The sequence below is a fragment of the Curtobacterium sp. NPDC090217 genome, from assembly GCF_044746705.1.
Lineage (GTDB): Bacteria > Actinomycetota > Actinomycetes > Actinomycetales > Microbacteriaceae > Curtobacterium.
Genome location: NZ_JBIVCR010000003.1, coordinates 60,704 through 81,354 on the forward strand (window position 1 = coordinate 60,704; position 20,651 = coordinate 81,354).

The following is a 20,651-nucleotide window of genomic DNA, read 5'->3' on the forward strand; positions in this document are numbered from 1 at the left end:
GGAGCCGTCCGTCCCGCGAAAGCGACAGTTCCCCGCACGCGTGTGGCGGGAAACTGTCGCTTTCGCGGGACCGGCCGGATCGATCGGCCCAGCCCGGGGATCGCATCGCGCGCTCAGGTCGCGTTCACATGAACGTAACCGAGCAATCCGCGTGTCGCTCGCGCGCTGTCAGAGGGCCGTCGTAGCTTTGCCGCATCGGGCACCGCGCCCGATCGAAGCGGCCACAGATGGTGCTTCGGGACCCGCTCCGTGGCCGTGTCGAGGACTAAGGACCGGGTCGCGTGCGGCCCGGGGATGGAGTGGTCGTGACCTCTCAGAACGTCTCCCACGGAACCTCGTCAGCAGCGTCGACCTCGGCTTCCGCCGCGGTGTCGACCGGCACGGACCAGCGCACCTACGTGCTGGACACCTCGGTGCTGTTGAGTGATCCGCGGGCCCTGTTCCGCTTCGACGAGCACGCCGTCGTGCTGCCCGTCGTGGTCGTCAGCGAACTGGAGTCCAAGCGCAACGACCCGGAGATCGGGTACTTCGCCCGGCAGGCCCTCCGGATCCTCGACGAACTCCGCATCGAGCACGAACGCCTGGACTTCCCGGTCGCGGTCGGCGAAGGCGGGTCGCTCCGCGTCGAGCTGAACCACTCGAACCAGTCCGTCCTGCCCTCCGGCCTCCAGCTCGGCGACAACGACTCCCGGATCCTCGCGGTCGCGTCGAACCTCGCGAACGACGGGCTCGATGTCGTCGTCGTATCGAAGGACCTCCCGCTGCGCGTCAAGGCCGCCTCGATCGGCCTCGCGGCAGAGGAGTACCGCGCCGAACTCGCCGTCGACTCCGGGTACACGGGCATCGCCGAGCTGCAGGTCTCCGGCGAGCAGATGTCCGACCTGTACGAGAAGGAGGAGATCCGGTCGTCGCAGCTCGACGGTGTCCCGGTCAACACCGGCGTCGTCATCCACTCCGAACGGGGATCCGGTCTCGGCCGGGTGCACACCGCCGGTTCGGTCGCCCTCGTGCGCGGCGACCGCGAGGTCTTCGGGCTCCGCGGCCGCTCCGCCGAGCAGCGGCTCGCGATCGACGCGCTCCTCGACCCGGAGATCGGCATCGTCTCGCTCGGCGGCAGCGCCGGCACCGGGAAGTCGGCGCTCGCGCTCTGCGCCGGACTCGAAGCCGTGCTCGAACGGCAGCAGCACAAGAAGATCATGGTGTTCCGGCCGCTCTACGCGGTCGGCGGGCAGGAGCTCGGCTTCCTCCCCGGCGACGCGAGCGAGAAGATGAACCCGTGGGCGCAGGCCGTCTACGACACGCTCGGCGCGCTGGTGTCCGACAACGTCCTCGACGAGGTCGTGGAACGCGGCATGCTCGAAGTGCTCCCGCTCACGCACATCCGCGGGCGCTCCCTGCACGACGCGTTCGTCATCGTCGACGAGGCCCAGTCGCTCGAACGGAACGTCCTGCTGACGATGCTCTCCCGCATCGGGCAGAATTCCCGCGTCGTGCTCACCCACGACGTCGCGCAGCGCGACAACCTGCGGGTCGGACGGCACGACGGGGTCGCGTCGGTGATCGAGCGGCTGAAGGGACACCCGCTGTTCGCGCACGTCACGCTGACGCGTTCCGAGCGCTCCGCGATCGCCGCGCTGGTGACGGAGATGCTGGACTCGCCCGACCTGGTCTAGTCGAGTCCTTCGCCAAAGCGACAGATCCCGCGATCGACGGGCCGAGTCCTTCGCCAAAGCGACAGATCACCGCAGGGTGTCTGCGGTGATCTGTCGCTTTTGCGGGTCGAGGACGGAGGCGCGGCGCACGAACCGAGCCGAGACGGACGGGAGGCCCGGTGCCAGCTGGCACCGGGCCTCCCGTCCGTGAGGGGGTCGCGCGGATCAGTTCGGGTGCGTCATCGAGAGCACGTCGAGCGCCTCGTCCAGCTGCGCCTCGGTGACCTCACCGCGCTCGACGAAGCCGAGCGCGACCACGGCTTCCCGCACGGTGATGCCCTCGGCGACGGCGTGCTTGGCGACCTTCGCAGCGGCCTCGTACCCGATGACGCGGTTGAGCGGGGTCACGATCGACGGCGAGGACTCGGCGAAGGCGCGCGCACGCTCGAGGTTCGCCTGCAGCCCGTCGACGGTCTTGTCGGCGAGGACCCGCGAGCTGTTCGCCAGCAGACGGATCGACTCCAGCAGCGCGGTGCCCATCACCGGGATCGCGACGTTGAGCTCGAACGCGCCGGACGCGCCGGCCCATGCGACGGTGGCGTCGTTGCCGATGACCCGTGCCGCGACCATGAGCGTCGCCTCGGGGATGACCGGGTTGACCTTGCCGGGCATGATCGACGACCCCGGCTGCAGGTCCGGGATGTGCAGCTCGCCGAGCCCGGTGTTCGGCCCGGAGCCCATCCACCGCAGGTCGTTGTTGATCTTCGTCAGGCTGACCGCGAGCACCTTGAGCGCGCCGGATGCCTCGACGAGGGCATCACGGGCGCCCTGGGCCTCGAAGTGGTCGAGGGCCTCGGTGATCGGGAGTCCGGTGTCCTCCGCCAGCTGGGCGATGACCTGCTGCGGGAAGCCCTTCGGCGTGTTGATGCCGGTGCCCACCGCGGTGCCGCCGAGGGGGACCTCGGCGACGCGGGGGAGCGTGGCGTTCACACGCTCGATGCCGAGGCGGATCTGCCGCGCATACCCGCCGAACTCCTGCCCGAGGGTCACCGGGGTGGCGTCCATCAGGTGGGTGCGGCCCGACTTCACGGCGTCGGCCCACAGCGTGGCCTTCGCTTCGAGGGACTCGGCGAGGTGCTCGAGGGACGGGACGAGCGACCGGATGAGGGCGTCCGTCACGGCGACGTGCACCGAGGTCGGGAAGACGTCGTTCGACGACTGCGAGGCGTTGACGTGGTCGTTCGGGTGCACGGCCGTGCCGCTCCGGGACGCCAGGGTCGCCAGGACCTCGTTCATGTTCATGTTCGACGAGGTGCCGCTGCCGGTCTGGTAGACGTCGACCGGGAACTGGTCGTGGTGCTCGCCCGCGATGATGACGTCCGCGGCACCGACGATGGCGTCGGCCACGGCCCCGTCGACGATGCCGAGCTGCCCGTTGACGATCGCCGCGGCACGCTTGATGCGCGCGAGGGCGACGATCTGCGCCGACTCGAGCCCGGTGCCCGAGATCGGGAAGTTCTCCACCGCGCGCTGCGTCTGGGCGCGGTAGAGCGCCGAGACGGGCACACGGACCTCGCCCATGGTGTCGTGCTCGATCCGGAAACCGTCGTCGGTGGTCGGTTCGGTGCCGGAGGCGGTGGGTGTCGTCGCGGTGGTGTCGGTCACGTCGTCGTGGTCCTTCCTGGTGGTGCTGCCGGTCGCGGTCGCGCCCGGGGTGTCGTTCGGGTCGCGGTGGATCGCCGCGGCTCGTGTGCCGTGCCGGTGTCCGTCGGACCGGCGGCGGCCCGTCGTCAGGCCTGGCCGACGACGGTGTCGATGCTGACCTCGCCCGTGGTCAGGTCGTAGGTCGCGCCGACGACGGCCAATCTACCCTCGGCGATGGCGTCGGACACGGCGCCGGAGCGCTCGAGGATCGCGCCGAGGGTGGACTCGAGGTGTGCGGCGCCGATGGCTTCCTGCGGCAGGTCGGCGTCGGTCGCCCTGACCCGCTCGACACTCGGCGAGATCGCGTCCACGAGCGCCTGCAGGTGCGGCGCCGGGACGGGTTCGCCGGATCGTGCCGCCGCCACCGCCCCGCACTTGGTGTGGCGCAGGACGACGACCAGCGGGGTGCCGAGCGCCACGACGGCGAACTCGATCGACCCGAGCACGACGTCGTCGACGATCTGCCCGGCGTTGCGGATCGCGAACACGTCGCCGATGCCCGCGTCGAAGACGTGCTCGAACGGCACGCGGGAGTCCGAGCACCCGAGGACGGCCGCGAACGGCGCCTGCGAGCCGGCGAGCTCGTTGCGGCGGTCGGGGTCGATGCGGCCGGTGCGGCGCTTGTCGGCCGCGAACCGGGCGTTGCCCTCGACGAGGAGTCGGAGGGCGTCGGCTGGGGTGGACGCTGCGCGGTCGGTCATGGGTTCGGCTCCTCGGTGCTGCTTCGGGTGACGGGTTCGGCCTGGATCAGTCGCTCAGCTGCTTCGCGACGCCGGCGGCGATCTTCCGGAACGAGGCGTCGTCGGCGGTGCCGGCCAGCACGACGGTGTTCCGGCCGAAGGTCGCGACGAGGGAGTACGCCTGGTTGCCGGCGTCCTTGCCCTCTGCACGGCGGTCGTACACGGTCCACTTCGTCCCGCCGATGGACCGTGAACCTGTCGCCGCGTGCTGGTCGAGCTGGTTCGCCACCCAGGTCGGGTTGGCGTCGATGCCCTGCTGCAGGCCGACGTACTGCTTGTCCGGCGTCAGGAAACCCACGGTCCAGACGTCCACGCCGTCGGCGGCCTTGTCCTTGTAGTCGGCGCGGTTCGCGCTGTACGAGTCGGGGAGTTCCGGCGCAGCGAGCGTGACCCCCGGGACGTCCGCCTGGGCGGCGACCTGTTGGTAGTCGACGCTGCGGTCCACGGCGCCGTCCGGGCGTGCCACGACCGCGACCAGGAACACCACGATGCCGAGCGACGCGATGAGCGCGAGCACGAGGTTGAAGGCCGTCTGGTGCTGCCGGCGTGCACGGCGCGCCGAGTCCTTGCGTGCCCAGGTCTCCTCGGCCGTCTCGGGGCGGCCGAGCTCGGCGACGACCGGGCGGCCGGTCTCCGGATCGGTCACCGGGACGCCTCGGCAGCGTCACCGTCGCTGGCCGCGCGGGCGGCGTCGAGGCGCGCACGGGCTCCGACGAGCCACTCTTCGCAGCGTGCCGCGAGGGCTTCGCCGCGCTCCCAGAGGGACAGCGAGCGCTCGAGCGTCGCGGAGCCCTGTTCGAGCTCGTTGACGACGCGGACGAGTTCGTCGCGCGCGGCCTCGTAGCTCAGGGACCGGACGTCTGTCTGCCCGCTCGGGGCAGTCTCGGGCTGTTCCTCGGATGACACCCCTCGATCCTACCGAGGGTCCACCGACGCGTTCGTCGGAAGGCTGCGCCTGTGGAGAACGCCGTGGCTGTCGACATCCCCCGCCTGTGGGGAACGCTCAGCCCTCGCCGTCGGGCCCCGGCCCCTCGGGTTCGAGCGTGCCCGTCGCCGTCCCGGCACCGAGCGTCACGCGGACGCCGGTGCTGCCGTCGAGGTCCGCGGCGGCCCGGACGACGCCACCGTCGGCCGTCTGGACGATCGCGTACCCGCGCCGGAGCGTGTCCCGCGGCGAGAGCGCACGGAGGCGTCCGGTCAGGTGCCCGACGTCCGCGTGCGAGCGCTCGATGCGACGGTCGAGGAGCTCGCGCGCCCGGGAGAGGTCTCGTGCCACCTCCTCGGCACGGGTGTCGACGAGCCACGCCGTGGAGGCGAGTGCCGGACGGGAGCGCAGCGCGGCGATGCGGTCCGCCTCGACGGACAGGGTGTGCGAGAGCCGGAGCCCCAGCCGGGCCCGGGCCTGCCGCACGTTCGCCAGTTCCTCGGCGACGTCGGGCACGACCCGCTTCGCGGCGTCCGTCGGGGTCGAGGCGCGCAGGTCGGCGACCTCGTCCAGAATCGGGCGGTCGGCTTCGTGGCCGATCGCCGAGACGATCGGGGTCGTCGCGGCCGCCGCTGCCCGGACCAGTCCCTCGTCGCTGAAGCCGAGCAGGTTCTGGAAGTCGCCGCCACCGCGGGCGACGATGATGACGTCGACCTCGGGGTCGGCATCGAGTTCCTGGATGGCGGCCGTCACCTCGGTCACGGCACGCTCGCCCTGGACGGCTGCGTGGATCGTGCGGAACTCGACCTGCGGCCACCGGAGCTGCGCGTTCCGCTTGACGTCCTTCTCGGCGTCGGAGTCCTTGCCGGTGACCAGCCCGATGCGGTGCGGCAGGAAGGGGAGCCGCTTCTTGCGGGAGACGTCGAAGAGGCCTTCCTCGGCCAGGGTCCGCCGCAGCCGTTCGAGCCGTTCGAGCAGGTCCCCGAGGCCGACGTGCTTCATCTCGACGACCTGCATCGTCAGCGAGCCGCCCTTGACCCAGTAGTTCGGCTTGACCGCGGCGACCACCCGGGCGCCCTGCTTGAGGTCGGCCGGCACCCGGGAGCGCACGCTCGACCAGATGGAGAACGACACGGTGGCGTCGACCTCGACGTCCTTGAGCTTGCCGTACACGTTGCCGCCCGCGACGTTCCACTGCGTGATCTCGCCTTCGACCCACGCGGTGCCGAGCCGGTCGATCCAGTCCCGCATCTTCGCGCCGAGCAGCGCGACGGGCCACGGGTTGTCGGCCGTCGGTGGTCCCTGTTCGATCGCCATGCGCTCCTCCTCGTGGTGCCGTCCCATGGTGCCGGACACCGGTGACACCCGCGCCCAGGCGCCGCCGGACACCGGTGACACCCGTGCCCAGGCGCCGCCGGACACGGACGTTGCCCGCGCCCAGGCCCCGTCGGTCCCGCTCACCTATCATCGGGGACGTGACGATCACCAACGGCCACTCGGTCCCACTCGCCCCGCCGCGCATGCCCGCGCCGCGCGGACGGCTGCGGAACGACCCGGTGACCGGCACCAAGAAGGTCCTGCTCGCCGCCCCGCGCGGGTACTGCGCCGGCGTGGACCGCGCAGTCGTCGCGGTCGAGAAGGCGCTCGAGCAGTACGGCGAACCCGTCTACGTGCGCAAGCAGATCGTCCACAACGTCCACGTCGTGTCGACGCTCGAGCAGCGCGGCGCCGTCTTCGTGGACGACGTCGACGAGGTCCCCCGTGGATCGCATGTCGTCTTCAGCGCGCACGGGGTGTCCCCGGCGGTCGTGGCCGGTGCCGCGGACCGGGACCTGCACGCCATCGACGCCACGTGCCCGCTCGTCACGAAGGTCCACCGCGAAGCCACCCGGTTCGCCAAGGCCGAGCGCACCATCATCCTGATCGGGCACGCCGGCCACGAAGAGGTCGAGGGCACGATGGGGCACGCCCCGGAGCGCACGATCCTGGTCAACGGGCCGGAGGACGTCGCCGCCCTCACCGTGGACGACCCGGACAACCTGGTGTGGCTCTCGCAGACCACGTTGAGCGTCGACGAGACGATGGAGACCGTCCGCCGGCTGCGCGAGAAGTACCCGACGATCCAGGACCCGCCCTCCGACGACATCTGCTACGCCACCCAGAACCGGCAGGTCGCGATCAAGAAGGTCGCCCCACAGGCGGACCTGGTGATCGTGGTCGGTTCGGCGAACTCCTCGAACAGCGTCCGCCTGGTCGAGGTCGCGCTCGAGCACGGCGCCCGTGCAGCGCACCGGGTCGACTACGCCGAGGAGATCCGACAGGAGTGGCTCGACGGCGTCCGCACGGTCGGCGTCACAAGCGGAGCGTCCGTCCCCGAAGAGCTCGTCCACGAGGTCCTCGAGCAGCTCGCCGACGCCGGCTTCGGCTCCGTCGAGGAGGTCGTCACCGCGCACGAGGACCTGATGTTCTCCCTCCCGAAGGAACTCCGCACGGACGCGTCGGGCAAGCCGACGCGCGCCCTCGGCGGTCGTACCCGATGAGCACGGGGGACTGGTCGTCCGTCCCGTCGCGCGGGCACGGCGACGGACAGGAGGCCCGGCTCGATCCGCCGACGTCGGCCGCCGGTACCGCGGACGGTCGCGTCCACGGCCGTCCGGCACCGCAGTACGGCGAGTACGCCCCGGAAGGCTGGGTCAACCCGGTGTTCGTCGAACAGGAACGTGCCGAGCGCGAGCGCCAGGCGCACGAGGCCGCCGTCGCCGCGCGCGAGTCGGCTGCGGCCGGCCCCGGCCCCGGAGCGCAGCCGTCGCGCACGTCGTCGCGCACGCCGTCGAGCGCAGCCGTGCCGACGTCGCGGTTCGGGAAGTCACCAGGCGACTTCCTGCTCACCGTCATGCTGCTGGCGTTCGGGCTCGTGTCCGTCGTCCAGTCGCTGTCCGTCGGCACCGTCGCCTCCGGTGTCCGGCGGGAACTGGAACTCCGCTACACCGCGTTGGAGGACCCCGGCGCACTGACCACAGCGGCACTCGTGAGCGCGATCGTCACGGTCGTGCTGTTCGTCCTCGTCGCCTGGTGGTCGATCGTGCGCCTGCGCCGCCGGAAGCGCACGGTGTGGGTGCCGCTCCTCGGTGGTGCCGTCGCGTCCCTGGTCACCCTGGGTGCCTTCGCGACGGTGCTCGCCAACGACGGGCACTTCGTGGCCTGGATGATGCAGAACGCCGGCGGCTGAGTCCGCTCCGGGCGCCCCGGCTCAGCCGGCCAGGAACGCTGCGACGGCGCCGTGCAGTGCCGACAGGTCGTCGACGTGCACGAGTTCACGGACCGAGTGCATCGAGAGCAGCCCGACACCGATGTCGACGGTGGGGATGCCGAGCCGGGTCGCCGCGATCGGTCCGATCGTCGAGCCGCCGGGGATCGTGTTGTTGTTCACGAACGGCTGGAACGGCACCCCGGCCGATGCGCACGCGGCAGCGAAGACGGCCTCGCCCTTCGCCTCCGTCATGTAGCGCTGGTTCGCGCTGATCTTCAGGAGCGGGCCACCACCCGGACGCGGACGGTTCGTCGGGTCGTGCTTCTCGGAGTGGTTCGGGTGCACCAGGTGTCCGGCGTCGCTCGACAGCAGCCACGAGGCGCGGAATGCCCGTGCTGCTTCGGAACGGGTGGCGCCGAGGCCCTCCTGCACGCGGCCGAGGACGTCCTCGAGGAACGGCCCACCGGCACCGGACGGCGTCGCCGACCCGACCTCTTCGTGGTCGAACGCCGCGAACACCGCGATGTGGTCCGTGTCGTCGGGGGCATCCACGATGCCGCGGAGCCCGGCGTGCACGCTCGTCAGGTTGTCCATCCGCCCGGAGGCCAGGAACGACCCGTCGATCCCGACCCGGGCGGGCGCCTGGGTGTCGGCGAGGAACAGGTCCCACGAGACCGCCGTTTCGCCGACCCGGCCGCGGAGCCACTCGAGGGCGTCGACGCCGCCGGACTCGGTGCCGTCCGTGCCGACGACCGGCAGGGTGTGGCGCTGCCGGTCGATCTCGTTGCCGGTGTTCACGCCGCGGTCGAGGTGGATCGCGAGGTTCGGGATCCGTGCGACCGCGCCGGTGTCCAGGAGCGTGATCGATCCGTCCGCGTGCACGACGCGACCGGCTATGCGGAGGTCGCGGTCGAACCAGGTCGAGAGGATCGGGCCGCCGTAGACCTCGACGTTGAGCTGCTCCCAGCCCCCGACGCGCACGGTCGGGTTCGGCTTGATCCGGAAGCCGGGGGAGTCGGTGTGTGCGCCGAGGATCCGGAAGGGCGTCGTCGCGTTCGCACCGGACGGCGTCCGCCAGGCGATCACCGCGCCGTCGCGGACGACCACGTGGGCACCGGGCTCGGTCGGCCACGCATCGAGCTCCGAGAGCTCCGTGAACCCGGCCGCCACCAGGCGGTCCCGGGTCTCGGCGGCGGCGTGGAACGCCGTCGGCGATCCGGTGACGAACTGGGCGAACTCGGAGGCGATGGCGTCGACGGTCACCCGACCATGGTGGCACGGGACGCGTCCGACGGACGCGCCCCGAGCCTCCAGGCCGATGTCAGCTCTTGCTGTTGCCCGCCGAGCCGAGGACCTTCGCGGCCTCGCCGACGCGGGCGGCCATCGCCGTCTCGGCGACCTTGCCCCATGCGCGCGGGTCGTACTGCTTCTTGTTGCCGACCTCGCCGTCGATCTTCAGGACGCCCTCGTAGTTGGTGAACATCGAGCCGGCGATCGAGCGCGTGAACGCGTACTGCGTGTCCGTGTCGATGTTCATCTTGATGACGCCGTTGCGGACGGCCTCGTGGATCTCGTCGTCGGTCGAGCCGGAGCCGCCGTGGAACACGAGGTCGAGGGGGTTCTCGCCGGTGCCGTGCTTGGCGGCGACGGCGGCCTGGATCTCGCCGAGGAGTTCCGGACGGAGCTTCACGTTGCCGGGCTTGTAGACGCCGTGCACGTTGCCGAAGGTCAGGGCGGCGATCCAGCGACCCTTGTCACCGAGGCCGAGTGCGTCGACGACCCGCTCGACGTCGTTCGGGGTCGTGTAGAGCGCGTCGTTGGTGCCCTCGTGCTGGACGCCGTCCTCTTCGCCGCCGACGACGCCGATCTCGACCTCGAGGATGGCGTTGATGTTGCGGGTCTTCTCGATCATCGTGCGGGCGATCTCGATGTTCTCGTCGAGCGGCACGGCCGAGCCGTCCCACATGTGCGACTGGAAGATCGGGTTGCGGCCGTGGCGCACCTCTTCCTCGCTCGCTGCGATGAGCGGCAGGACGAAGCCGTCGAGGGCGTCCTTCGGGCAGTGGTCGGTGTGGAGCGCGACCGTGATCGGGTAGTTCTTGGCGACCTCGTGCGCGAACTTCGCCATCGCGAGCGCACCGGCGGCGCGGTTCTTCACGGTGTGGCCGGCGAAGTAGTCCGCACCACCCGTGGTCACCTGGAGGATGCCGTCCGACCCTGCCTCGGTCAGGCCCTGGAGGACCGCGTTGATGGTCTGGGACGAGGAGACGTTCACGGCGGGGTACGCGAACTTGCCCGCCTTCGCTCGGTCGATCATCTCGGCGTACTGTTCCGGCGTTGCGATGGGCACTGGGATCTCCTTCGACTTCGGTGGTGGCCGGTCCGATCGTAGTCAGCCGGACTGGAGGCGCGGTGCGGGTTACGCGGTCGCGTCGCGTCGTCCTGCACATCCGTCCACGGCGGCGGCGTCGCCACAGCCGCTCGGTAGGCTGGAGCTGTGACTCCCACGACTGAAACCGGATCCCTCTTCCTGCAGCCCGACCGCAACCTCGCGCTGGAACTCGTGCGTGCGACCGAGGCCGCGGCGATCCGTGCGCAGCCGTGGGTCGGTCGTGGTGAGAAGAACCTCGCGGACGGTGCTGCCGTCGACGCGATGCGGAAGTTCCTCGGCACGGTCAACTTCGACGGCGTGGTCGTCATCGGCGAGGGCGAGAAGGACAACGCCCCGATGCTCTACAACGGTGAGCACGTCGGGAACGGGCACGGCCCCGCGTGCGACATCGCGGTCGACCCGATCGACGGCACCTCCCTGACGGCTGCCGGTCGCCAGAACGCCATCTCCGTGATGGCCGTCTCGGACCGTGGCTCGATGTACGACCCGTCCGCCGTGTTCTACATGGACAAGATCGCCGCCGGGCCCGACGGCCGTGGGGTCCTGGACCTCGAGAAGCCGATCGGCGAGAACATCCGCGCGCTCGCGAAGGCGAAGCACAAGGACCTCGAGGACATGCAGATCGCCGTGCTCGACCGTCCCCGCCACGACGAGCTCATCCGCGCGATCCGGGCGACCGGTGCCGGTACGCGACTGCTGCTCGACGGTGACGTCGCCGGTGGGATCGCGGCGGCCCTGCCCGGTTCGCCGATCGACATGTGCGTCGGCGTCGGCGGGACCCCCGAGGGCATCATCACGGCGTGCGCGATCAAGGCGCTCGGTGGTGTGATCCTCGGCAAGCTCCAGCCCAAGGACGACGAGGAGCGTGAGAAGGCGATCGCCGCCGGGCACGACCTCGACAAGGTCCTCGACCAGGACGACCTCGTCACGGGCGACAACACGTTCTTCGTCGCGACGGGTGTCACGGACGGCGTGCTGGTCGACGGTGTCCGTCGCTCGCGCGGCGTCATCCACACGGACTCGCTCGTGCTGCGGTCCCGCTCGAACACGATCCGCCGCATCCAGGCGGACCACCGCGCCGAGAAGTGGTTCTGATCCGCTGATCCGCGCCGCTGATCCGCTGCGTCGCTGGTCCGGCCTGCCGGGTCGCACCCCTGCACGAACATCGCACCCTGGTCCGACGGGGTGCGATGTTCGTTCCGGGGTGCGACACCGAGGGGCGTCGGCGCGACGTCGGCGCGGGCTCGCCGTTCGTCGCGCACCGACCGCTGGGCGCCGCTCAGTCGCGGTCGGGGGAGCCGACGAGCTCGGGCGCGGTGAGCAGCCGGGGCTCGTCGTCGAGCGTGGCGGGTTCGGCGATGACCTTCGACTCGTCGAGGAGTGACAGCCGTCGAGCGCTCGGCAGCACCTGGCGTTCGAGCGACCCGACGAAGCGGTTGTAGTCGACGACCGTGCCCCGGATCGACCGGCCGAGCTTGTCGACGTGTGCCGCCATCGTCGAGAGCCGGCCGTGCAGCTCCCGCGAGATCGTGAAGAGCTCGCGGGCTTCCTGCGTGACGACGTCCTGCTGCCAGGAGAACGCCACCGTCTTGAGCACCGACCAGAGCGTCACGGGCGAGGCCAGTGCGACCCGCTTGCGGAAGGCGTGGTCGAGCAGTCCCGGGTCGGCGGCGAGGGCGCTGGCGATGAGCGACTCGGACGGGATGAACGCCACCGTGAGTTCCGGCGAGGCGTCGTACCCGGACCAGTACTCCCGGGCGGCGAGGGCATCCACGTGCGCCCGTAGCGCCTTGACGTGCTGCGCCATCAGCTGCGTGCGGCGCGCACCCTCGGCGCCGGTGGCCGACGCCGGGATCTCCATCGCCTGCAGGTAGGCGCTGAACGGCACCTTCGCGTCGACCGCGATGCTCTTGCCACCGGGCAGGTGCACGATCATGTCGGGTCGGGCCGCTCCGGCTGCGGTCGTCACGGAGGACTGCACGTCGAAGTCGACCCGTTCGAGGAGCCCCGCCGCTTCGACCACGTTGCGCAGCTGCGTCTCGCCCCAGACACCACGCGTGCTGTTGGCCGACAGGGCGCTCGCGAGGGTCTCGGCCGTGGCGCGCAGGCGTTCCTCGGACTCGGCGGCAGAGCGGAGCTGGGTGGAGATCGCACCGTACTGCTCGCTGCGGGAGCGTTCGAGCTCGGCGATCTTGGCGCGCATCACGTCGAGGGTCTCGGCGACGGGGCTGAGCGCCGTGAGCACCTTCGATTCGTCCTGTGCCCGGGCGGACTCGGCACCGTGCATGCGCTGCACGAGGTGCTCGAGCTCGGCCGCCCGGCGTTCCAGCGAGTCGACCTGCCGCCGGTACTGGGCGTCCTGTGCATCGAGCCGTTCCTCGGCATCACGGCGCACTTCGTCCAGGCGCGCGCGGAGCGCGGTGGCGGTGGCATCGGCCGCACCGGACCGGGCGCGCGCGACCGACCACGCGATCGCGGCGCCGGCGACGGCGCCGACCAGGAGGCCGATGAGCAGGGCGGTGAAGTCCATGCCCAGACCTTCCCAGGACCCACCGACACCGGTGTTCCGGCGGTGATCCGAGCCTCCAGATCGACCGCTGGAAGCGGTTGGCAACCATGTCATGACATTAAGCCAAGGAGGGTGTACAGTCGTGATCGTCCGCCGATGAAGCCGCACGGAAGGTCCCGCACGTCGCATGACGAACGAAGCTCCCCACGCCTACGACGTGATCACCATGGGTCGCGTGAGCGTCGACATCTACCCGCAGCAGACGGGTCCGCTCGAAGACGTCGAGACCTTCTCGAAGTCGGTCGGCGGCAGCGCCACGAACGTCGCCATCGCCGCTGCACGGCACGGCGCCGACGCCGCGGTCATCACCCGCACCGGCAACGACCCGTTCGGCAGGTACATCGCCAGGACGCTCCCGGAGTTCGGTGTCGCCAACGCCTTCGTGGACACCGTCGACGGGCTGAACACCCCGGTCGCCTTCTGCGAGATCTTCCCGCCGGACGACTTCCCGCTCTACTTCTACCGGGCACCGAAGGCCCCCGACCTGATGATCACCGCCAAGTCGCTGCCGCTCCACGAGATCGAGCGGGCGAAGGTGTTCTGGACGACCGTGACCGGCCTCAGCGAGGAGCCGAGCCGACAGGCGCACCACACCGCGTTCGCTGCCCGCTCCGCGTCGGAGCACAGCACCAAGGTGCACACCGTGCTGGACCTCGACTACCGGTCGATGTTCTGGTCCTCCCCGGAGTCCGCGACGCGCGAGGTCGCCGTCGCACTCGAGCACGCCACCGTCGCGGTCGGGAACCGCGAGGAGTGCGAGGTCGCGGTGGGGGAGACCGATCCGGTCCGCGCTGCCGACGCGCTGCTCGAACGCGGCGTCGAGATCGCCATCGTGAAGCAGGGCCCCAAGGGCGTGCTCGCGAAGACCCGCGACGAGTTCGTCGAGCTCCGCCCGCACCACATCGACGTCGTGAACGGCCTCGGCTCCGGCGACGGCTTCGGCGGCGCGCTCACCCACGGCCTGCTGCAGGGCTGGGGCCTCGAGCGCATCCTCGCGTTCGCCAACGCGGCCGGTGCGATCGTCGCGACGCGGTTCGAGTGCTCCACCGCGATGCCGACGAGCGACGAGATCGAGACGTTCCTGCAGGAGAACCCGACGGAAGAAGCGGTCAATGCCTGAGATCAGCAGTGTCGACTTCCAGCGGCTGCGCGACGTCCGCGCCGGATCACCGGAGACGATCGCGAGCACGCTCGCAGCACGGACCAAGCGGCCGCTCCTGGCCGACGACGGCAAGCTCTTCATCGTCGCCGCGGACCATCCGGCCCGTGGCGCCCTGGCGGTGCGCGACGACGAATCCGCGATGGCCGACCGCTACGACCTGCTCGAGCGGCTGGTCACGGCCCTCGGCCGCCCCGGTGTCGACGGCGTGCTCGGCACGCCGGACATCCTCGAGGACCTGGCGCTACTCGGCGCCCTCGACGGCAAGGTCGTCGTCGGCTCGATGAACCGCGGCGGGCTGCGCGGTGCGACCTTCGAGATGGACGACAGGTACACGGCGTACTCGGCCGGGTCCATCGCGGACGCCGGCCTCGACTTCGCCAAGCTGCTCGTCCGCATCAACCTGTCGGACGCCGGCACCGCTCCGACCCTCGAGGCGACCGCCCGGGCCGTCACCGAGGCCGCCCAGCACCGCCTGCCGATCATGCTCGAGCCCTTCATGTCGACGTGGCGGGACGACAAGGTCGTGAACGACCTGACCGCGGACGCCGTCATCACCTCGATGGCGATCGCCGCGGGGCTCGGCGAGTCCAGTGCCTACAGCTGGCTGAAGATCCCCGTGGTCGAGGACATGGAGCGCGTGATGGCCGCGACGACGCTGCCCACGCTGCTGCTCGGCGGCGACCCGTCGGCGCGTCCGCTCGAGACCTACGCCAAGTGGGCTGACGCGCTCGCACTGCCCGGTGTCCGCGGGCTCGTCGTCGGACGGACCCTGCTCTACCCGCCGGACGGGGACGTCGCGACGGCCGTGGACGTCGCAGCGGGTCTCGTCCACACCCAGGAGGCTCGGGCCGGGTTCTCCACAGATGCTCACGACCCAGCCGCGCGGCTCGCGGGCCCCACCACCATGGACTCGTCCATCTCGGAAGGAACCAACGCATGACCATCTCGGACACCGTCACCACGACGATCGGCCACTGGATCGACGGGGCGCGCGTCGCCTCGACGTCTGGCAACACTGCTCCGGTCTACGACCCGGCGCTCGGCGTCGCGACGAAGCAGGTCGCGCTGGCGAACGAGGACGAGATCCAGGCGGCGATCGCCAGTGCGAAGGCCGCGTTCCCGAAGTGGGGCAACCTCTCGCTGGCCAAGCGTCAGCAGATCCTCTTCGCCTTCCGCGAGATCCTGAACCGCGACAAGGCCGAGCTCGCCGAGATCATCACGAGCGAGCACGGCAAGGTCCTCGACGACGCGCTCGGTGAGATCGCCCGCGGGCAGGAAGTGGTCGAGCTCGCGACGAGCATCCCGCAGCTGCTGAAGGGCGAGTTCAGCGACCAGGTCTCGACGGGCATCGACGTCTACTCGATCCGGCAGCCGCTCGGCGTCGTCGGCATCATCAGCCCGTTCAACTTCCCCGCGATGGTGCCGCTGTGGTTCCTGCCGATCGCCATCGCCGCCGGCAACACCGTCGTGCTCAAGCCGAGTGAGAAGGACCCGAGCGCCGCGATCTGGCTGGCCGAGAAGTTCCAGGAGGCAGGCCTGCCGGACGGCGTCTTCAACGTGCTCAACGGCGACAAGCTGTCCGTCGACGGGCTCCTGACGAGCCCCGACGTCGAGTCGATCTCGTTCGTCGGTTCGACGCCGATCGCGCAGTACGTCTACGAGACCGGCACGAAGCACGGCAAGCGCGTGCAGGCCCTCGGCGGCGCGAAGAACCACATGCTCGTGCTGCCGGACGCCGACCTCGACCTCGTCGCGGACAACGCCATCAACGCGGGCTTCGGCTCCGCCGGCGAGCGCTGCATGGCGATCTCGGTCGTCGTCGCGGTCGAGCCCGTCGCGGACGAGCTCATCGAGAAGATCAAGGACCGTGCTGCCACGCTGCGCATCGGTGACGGGCGTCGCGGCTGCGACATGGGCCCGCTCGTCACGAAGCAGCACCGCGACAAGGTCGCCTCGTACATCGAGGTCGCAGAGCAGGACGGCGCGGTGGTCGTGGTGGACGGCCGCACCGTCCGACCCGACGGCGACGAGAACGGGTTCTGGCTCGGCCCGACCCTGATCGACAAGGTCCCGACGACGAGCCGCGTCTACACCGAGGAGATCTTCGGGCCGGTGCTGTCGGTCGTGCGCGTCGCCACCTACGAAGAAGGCCTCGAGCTGATCAACTCCGGTGCGTTCGGCAACGGCACCGCCATCTTCACGAACGACGGCGGCGCGGCCCGACGCTTCCAGCGCGACGTGCAGGTCGGCATGATCGGCATCAACGTCCCGATCCCCGTGCCGGTCGCGTACTACTCGTTCGGCGGCTGGAAGAACTCGCTGTTCGGCGACCACAAGGCGTACGGCGCCGACGGCGTGAGCTTCTTCACCCGGCAGAAGGCGATCACGAGCCGGTGGCTGGACCCGTCGCACGGCGGCATCAACCTCGGCTTCCCCTCGAACAACTGACGCGACCGATGGCTGAACAGAACTGGTTCAACCCGCGCGGGAGCCGACCGGAGGCCGGCTGGACCGACGTCGTCGACGGGCGCATCGCGGGGTGGGAACACACCGGCCTGCGGACCGGCACGTTGTCCGACGGGGCCGAGTTGCGCCTCCCGGCTTCTGCCGTCGAGCGCATGGTCGTGCCGCTCTCGGGGAGCTTCCACGTCGCGTGGTCCGGCGCCGAATCCGGCGAGCAGGGGCTGGAGGGACGTGGCGGGGTCTTCGAGGGGCCCACCGACGTCCTGTACCTGGGGTCCGGCCTGGAGGCTCGGATCACCGGATCGGGACGGGTCGCGGTCGCCGAGGCGCCCACCGACGTCGTCAAGCCGGTCGGGTACATCGCGAAGGCCGACGTGCCCGTGGAGCTCCGCGGTGCGGGGCAGTCGTCGCGGCAGGTGCACAACTTCGGGACCCCTGCCGGGCTCGACGCGGTGAAGCTCCTGGTGTGCGAGGTCATCACGCCGGCCGGCAACTGGTCGTCGTACCCGCCGCACAAGCACGACACGAACGTCCCGGGCGGCGAGTCGAACCTCGAGGAGATCTACTACTACGAGTCGGCGGTCGCTCGTGGCGTGGATGCCCCTGCAACGGCCGATCCGTTCGCGTTGCACCGGACGTACGCCTCGGACGACCGCGCGATCGACGAGTTCCGTGAAGTCCGGACGGGCGACATCGCGCTCGTGCCCTACGGCTGGCACGGACCGGCTGTCGCGGCTCCTGGCTACGACATGTACTACCTCAACGTGATGGCCGGGCCCGACCCGGAGCGCGTGTGGAACATCACCGACGACCCTGCCCACGGGTGGGTCCGCCAGGTGTGGGAGACCGAGACCATCGACCCGCGCCTGCCCTACGCATCGCAGAAGGAGGACGTGTGACCACCAGCACCACACGCCGCATGACCGTCGGTCAGGCCCTCGTCGAGTTCCTGGCGAACCAGTGGACCGTCGACGGCGACCACCGCGAACGCACCATCCCGGGGATCTTCGGCATCTTCGGGCACGGCAACGTCGCCGGCGTCGGTCAGGCCATCAAGCAGCTCCACGTCGAGCAGCCCGGCCTGCTGCCCTACCACCAGGCCCGCAACGAGCAGGCCATGGTGCACGAGGCAGTCGGCTTCGCCCGCATGCACCGCCGTCGCGCCACCTTCGCCGCGACCGCATCGGTCGGCCCCGGGGCGGCGAACATGCTGACCGCCGCCGCGCTCGCCACGACGAACCGCCTGCCTGCCCTGCTGCTGCCGTCGGACACCTTCGCGACGCGGACCACCGACCCGGTGCTCCAGCAGATCGAGATGCCGCACGACACCTCGCTGCAGGTCACGGACGCGTTCCGCCCGCTCTCCCGGTTCTTCGACCGGGTCGAGCGTCCCGAGCAGTTGTTCTCGATCGCGCTCGCCGCGATGCGCGTGCTCACCGACCCGGCCGAGACCGGTGCGGTGACGATCGCGCTGCCGGAGGACGTGCAGGCCGAGGAGTTCGACGTCCCGGTCGCGTTCCTGCAGCCACGCGAGTGGCACATCCGTCGTCCACTGCCCGAGCACGGGCCCCTCGCCCGTGCGGTCGCTGCGATCCAGGCCGCGGAGCGCCCGGTGATCGTCGCAGGCGGAGGCGTCCTGTACTCCGCGGCGTCCGAACAGCTGCGGGCCTTCGTGGAAGCCACCGGCATCCCCGTCGGCACGTCGCAAGCCGGAGGCGGCGCGCTCGCGTGGGACCACCCGCAGTACCTCGGCGGCATCGGCGCGACCGGCACCGCCGCCGCGAACGCGATCGCGGCAGGAGCCGACCTCGTCATCGGCGTCGGGACCCGCTACAGCGACTTCACGACCGCGTCGCGGACGGCGTTCCAGAACCCGGACGTCACGTTCGTGAACGTCAACGTCGCCGCGTTCGACGCCTACAAGCACGGCACCCAGCTGCCGTTGATCGCGGACGCCCGGGAGGCCCTGGTCGCCCTGACGGAGTCGCTCGCGTCGTTCTCGGTGTCGGACCGGTACGCGTCCGAGATCGCCGAGCAGAAGCGCGCGTGGGACGCGCTGGTCGACGCCGCGTTCGCGCCGTCGGGCAACGCGCTGCCCGGCCAGCCCGAGATCATCGGTGCGGTCCAGTCCGTGTCGGACCCCCGCGACGTCGTGATCCAGGCGGCCGGTTCGCTGCCGGGCGACCTGCACAAGCTCTGGCGCGTCCGGGACGAACTCGGCTACCACGTCGAGTACGCCTTCTCGTGCATGGGCTACGAGATCGCCGGTGGCCTCGGCGTCCGTCGGGGTGCTCCCGACCGCGACGCGATCGTCATGGTCGGCGATGGCTCGTACCTGATGCTGCACACCGAGCTCGTCACCGCGGTGGCAGAGGGCATCAAGATCATCGTCGTGCTCATCCAGAACCACGGGTACGCGTCGATCGGGCACCTCTCCGAGACCGTCGGTTCCGAGCGGTACGGCACCAAGTACCGCTACCTGGACGACACCCAGTCGTTCGAGGACGGCGAGCCCCTGCCCGTCGACCTCGCGGCGAACGCCCGTTCCTACGGTGTCGACGTCATCGAGGTCGAGCCGGGCCCGAACGCGATCGAGGACCTCAAGGCCGCGGTGCGCCAGGCCAAGGCGAACGACCACACCACCCTCGTGCACATCAACTCGGACCCGCTCGTCTACGCCCCGGACGGCGACGGCTGGTGGGACGTCCCGGTCGCGCAGACCTCGACCCTGTCCACCACCCAGGCCGCACGCGCCGACTACGAGCAGCAGGTCGCGGCACAGCGCCCGCTCCTCGGCTGATCCCACCACCACCTCGTGCAGAAAGAAGACGACGACGTCATGACCGACACCGCCACCCCGACCGGCGCCCCGTCCACGGACGCCACCACCGCGTCGATCCGCATCGGCACCGCTCCCGACTCGTGGGGCGTCTGGTTCCCGGACGACCCGAAGCAGGTCCCGTGGCAGCGCTTCCTGGACGAAGCGGCGGCCGCCGGGTACGAGTGGATCGAGCTCGGCCCGTACGGGTACCTGCCGACCGACCCAGCGCAGCTGTCGGACGAGCTCGAGTCGCGCGGGCTGAAGCTGTCCGCGGGGACCGTCTTCACCGGGTTCCACAAGGGCGACGACCAGTTCCAGCGGGCGTGGGACCAGGCCGTCGCGGTGGCCGGACTCGCGGCGAAGCTCGGCGCGGAACACCTCGTGACGATCCCGGACCTCTGGCGCTCGGACGCCACCGAGGAGGTCCTGGAGCCCCGGACGCTCACGGACGAGCAGTGGGAGCGGCTCGGCAAGGGCCACGACCAGCTCGGCAAGGCACTGCTCGAGGAGTTCGGCGTCCACCAGCAGTTCCACACGCACGCCGACAGCCACGTGGGGACCTACAAGGAGACCGTGCGCTTCCTCGAGGTCACGGACCCGCAGTACACGAACCTCTGCCTCGACACCGGGCACTTCGCCTACTACGGCGGCGACAACCTCAAGCTCATCGCGGCGCACCCCGAGCGCATCGGCTACCTGCACCTCAAGCAGGTCGACACCGACCTGCTGTTCGACGTGCTGAAGAACGACGTGCCGTTCGCGACCGCCGTCTCCCAGGGCATCATGACCGAGCCGCCGCACGGCACCCCCGAGCTCGCGCCGATCATCGAGGCAGTGGCCACGATCAACCCGGACGTCTTCGGCATCGTCGAGCAGGACATGTACGGCTGCTCGGTCGACGCTCCGGGCCCGATCGCGGAGCGCACGTTCCAGCACATCTTCGGTTCGACGTCCGCCGCCCGCGCGTCCTGAC

The 20,651-nt window shown here is 70.6% G+C and carries 18 protein-coding genes; 10 read left to right on the plus strand and 8 right to left on the minus strand.

All coding sequences use genetic code 11. The features are described 5' to 3' along the window. Positions 1–368: 368 nt before the first annotated feature. The gene (locus ACIPJ2_RS12165; RefSeq protein ID WP_281267673.1) at positions 369–1,673 is read left to right on the plus strand and encodes a PhoH family protein; all 1,305 of its coding nucleotides are present in this window, start codon (positions 369–371) and stop codon (positions 1,671–1,673) included. A gap of 204 nt (positions 1,674–1,877) precedes the next feature. Here ACIPJ2_RS12165 and ACIPJ2_RS12170 read toward each other — a convergent pair whose 3' ends face one another. The 5 genes from ACIPJ2_RS12170 to xseA form a co-directional block, all read right to left on the minus strand. Then, positions 1,878–3,317: a class II fumarate hydratase gene (locus tag ACIPJ2_RS12170; protein ID WP_402729038.1), complete on the minus strand. Its 1,440-nt coding sequence runs from the start codon at positions 3,315–3,317 to the stop codon at positions 1,878–1,880. A gap of 125 nt (positions 3,318–3,442) precedes the next feature. After that, positions 3,443–4,057 carry a carbonic anhydrase gene (locus ACIPJ2_RS12175; RefSeq protein WP_402729039.1) on the minus strand — a complete coding sequence of 205 codons (615 nt, stop codon included), beginning with the start codon at positions 4,055–4,057 and terminating at the stop codon, positions 3,443–3,445. Between the two features lie 46 nt (positions 4,058–4,103). Beyond that, the gene (locus ACIPJ2_RS12180) at positions 4,104–4,742 is read right to left on the minus strand and encodes a DUF4245 domain-containing protein (protein WP_402729040.1); all 639 of its coding nucleotides are present in this window, start codon (positions 4,740–4,742) and stop codon (positions 4,104–4,106) included. Continuing rightward, positions 4,739–5,002, minus strand: coding sequence for an exodeoxyribonuclease VII small subunit (locus ACIPJ2_RS12185; protein WP_402729041.1), 264 nt, complete (start codon positions 5,000–5,002; stop codon positions 4,739–4,741). Before ACIPJ2_RS12185 ends, ACIPJ2_RS12180 begins: the two co-directional genes overlap by 4 nt. A gap of 97 nt (positions 5,003–5,099) precedes the next feature. After that, positions 5,100–6,338: an exodeoxyribonuclease VII large subunit gene (gene xseA, locus ACIPJ2_RS12190; RefSeq protein ID WP_281267140.1), complete on the minus strand. Its 1,239-nt coding sequence runs from the start codon at positions 6,336–6,338 to the stop codon at positions 5,100–5,102. Between the two features lie 203 nt (positions 6,339–6,541). On the opposite strand from xseA, the gene ACIPJ2_RS12195 reads away from it, so the two are divergent. Together ACIPJ2_RS12195 and ACIPJ2_RS12200 are read left to right on the plus strand one after the other, a co-directional pair. Next, positions 6,542–7,561 (plus strand): 4-hydroxy-3-methylbut-2-enyl diphosphate reductase, encoded by a 1,020-nt coding sequence (locus ACIPJ2_RS12195; RefSeq protein ID WP_402729346.1) that lies wholly within the window; start codon positions 6,542–6,544, stop codon positions 7,559–7,561. Beyond that, positions 7,558–8,250, plus strand: a complete 693-nt coding sequence (locus ACIPJ2_RS12200) for a DUF6264 family protein (RefSeq protein WP_402729042.1) — start codon at positions 7,558–7,560, stop codon at positions 8,248–8,250. The genes ACIPJ2_RS12195 and ACIPJ2_RS12200 overlap by 4 nt, the downstream gene beginning before the upstream one ends. A gap of 21 nt (positions 8,251–8,271) precedes the next feature. Here ACIPJ2_RS12200 and ACIPJ2_RS12205 read toward each other — a convergent pair whose 3' ends face one another. Both ACIPJ2_RS12205 and fbaA read right to left on the minus strand, forming a co-directional pair. Beyond that, positions 8,272–9,534, minus strand: coding sequence for a M18 family aminopeptidase (locus ACIPJ2_RS12205; RefSeq protein WP_402729043.1), 1,263 nt, complete (start codon positions 9,532–9,534; stop codon positions 8,272–8,274). 58 nt (positions 9,535–9,592) lie between these two features. Then, the gene (fbaA, locus tag ACIPJ2_RS12210) at positions 9,593–10,621 is read right to left on the minus strand and encodes a class II fructose-bisphosphate aldolase (protein ID WP_402729044.1); all 1,029 of its coding nucleotides are present in this window, start codon (positions 10,619–10,621) and stop codon (positions 9,593–9,595) included. 147 nt (positions 10,622–10,768) lie between these two features. On the opposite strand from fbaA, the gene glpX reads away from it, so the two are divergent. Then, positions 10,769–11,758: a class II fructose-bisphosphatase gene (gene glpX / locus ACIPJ2_RS12215; RefSeq protein WP_281267144.1), complete on the plus strand. Its 990-nt coding sequence runs from the start codon at positions 10,769–10,771 to the stop codon at positions 11,756–11,758. A gap of 184 nt (positions 11,759–11,942) precedes the next feature. Here glpX and rmuC read toward each other — a convergent pair whose 3' ends face one another. Further along, entirely contained in the window at positions 11,943–13,193 is a 1,251-nt protein-coding gene (gene rmuC, locus ACIPJ2_RS12220; protein WP_402729045.1) for a DNA recombination protein RmuC, read from the minus strand. Positions 13,194–13,359: 166 nt separating this feature from the next. Here rmuC and iolC point away from each other — a divergent pair, with 166 nt between their 5' ends. The 6 genes from iolC to ACIPJ2_RS12250 are packed head-to-tail and all read left to right on the plus strand — an operon-like array spanning position 13,360 to position 20,650. Next, positions 13,360–14,352 (plus strand): 5-dehydro-2-deoxygluconokinase, encoded by a 993-nt coding sequence (iolC, locus tag ACIPJ2_RS12225; protein ID WP_281267146.1) that lies wholly within the window; start codon positions 13,360–13,362, stop codon positions 14,350–14,352. Next, positions 14,345–15,334 carry a class I fructose-bisphosphate aldolase gene (locus ACIPJ2_RS12230; RefSeq protein WP_402729046.1) on the plus strand — a complete coding sequence of 330 codons (990 nt, stop codon included), beginning with the start codon at positions 14,345–14,347 and terminating at the stop codon, positions 15,332–15,334. The genes iolC and ACIPJ2_RS12230 overlap by 8 nt, the downstream gene beginning before the upstream one ends. After that, the gene (locus ACIPJ2_RS12235) at positions 15,331–16,842 is read left to right on the plus strand and encodes a CoA-acylating methylmalonate-semialdehyde dehydrogenase (RefSeq protein ID WP_402729047.1); all 1,512 of its coding nucleotides are present in this window, start codon (positions 15,331–15,333) and stop codon (positions 16,840–16,842) included. Before ACIPJ2_RS12230 ends, ACIPJ2_RS12235 begins: the two co-directional genes overlap by 4 nt. A gap of 8 nt (positions 16,843–16,850) precedes the next feature. Beyond that, positions 16,851–17,756 (plus strand): 5-deoxy-glucuronate isomerase, encoded by a 906-nt coding sequence (gene iolB, locus ACIPJ2_RS12240; protein ID WP_402729048.1) that lies wholly within the window; start codon positions 16,851–16,853, stop codon positions 17,754–17,756. A gap of 20 nt (positions 17,757–17,776) precedes the next feature. Continuing rightward, positions 17,777–19,657: a 3D-(3,5/4)-trihydroxycyclohexane-1,2-dione acylhydrolase (decyclizing) gene (gene iolD, locus ACIPJ2_RS12245; RefSeq protein ID WP_402729347.1), complete on the plus strand. Its 1,881-nt coding sequence runs from the start codon at positions 17,777–17,779 to the stop codon at positions 19,655–19,657. Positions 19,658–19,696: 39 nt separating this feature from the next. Further along, on the plus strand, positions 19,697–20,650 hold the full coding sequence (locus ACIPJ2_RS12250; RefSeq protein WP_402729049.1) for a sugar phosphate isomerase/epimerase family protein: 954 nt from the start codon (positions 19,697–19,699) through the stop codon (positions 20,648–20,650). Position 20,651: the final 1 nt, after the last annotated feature.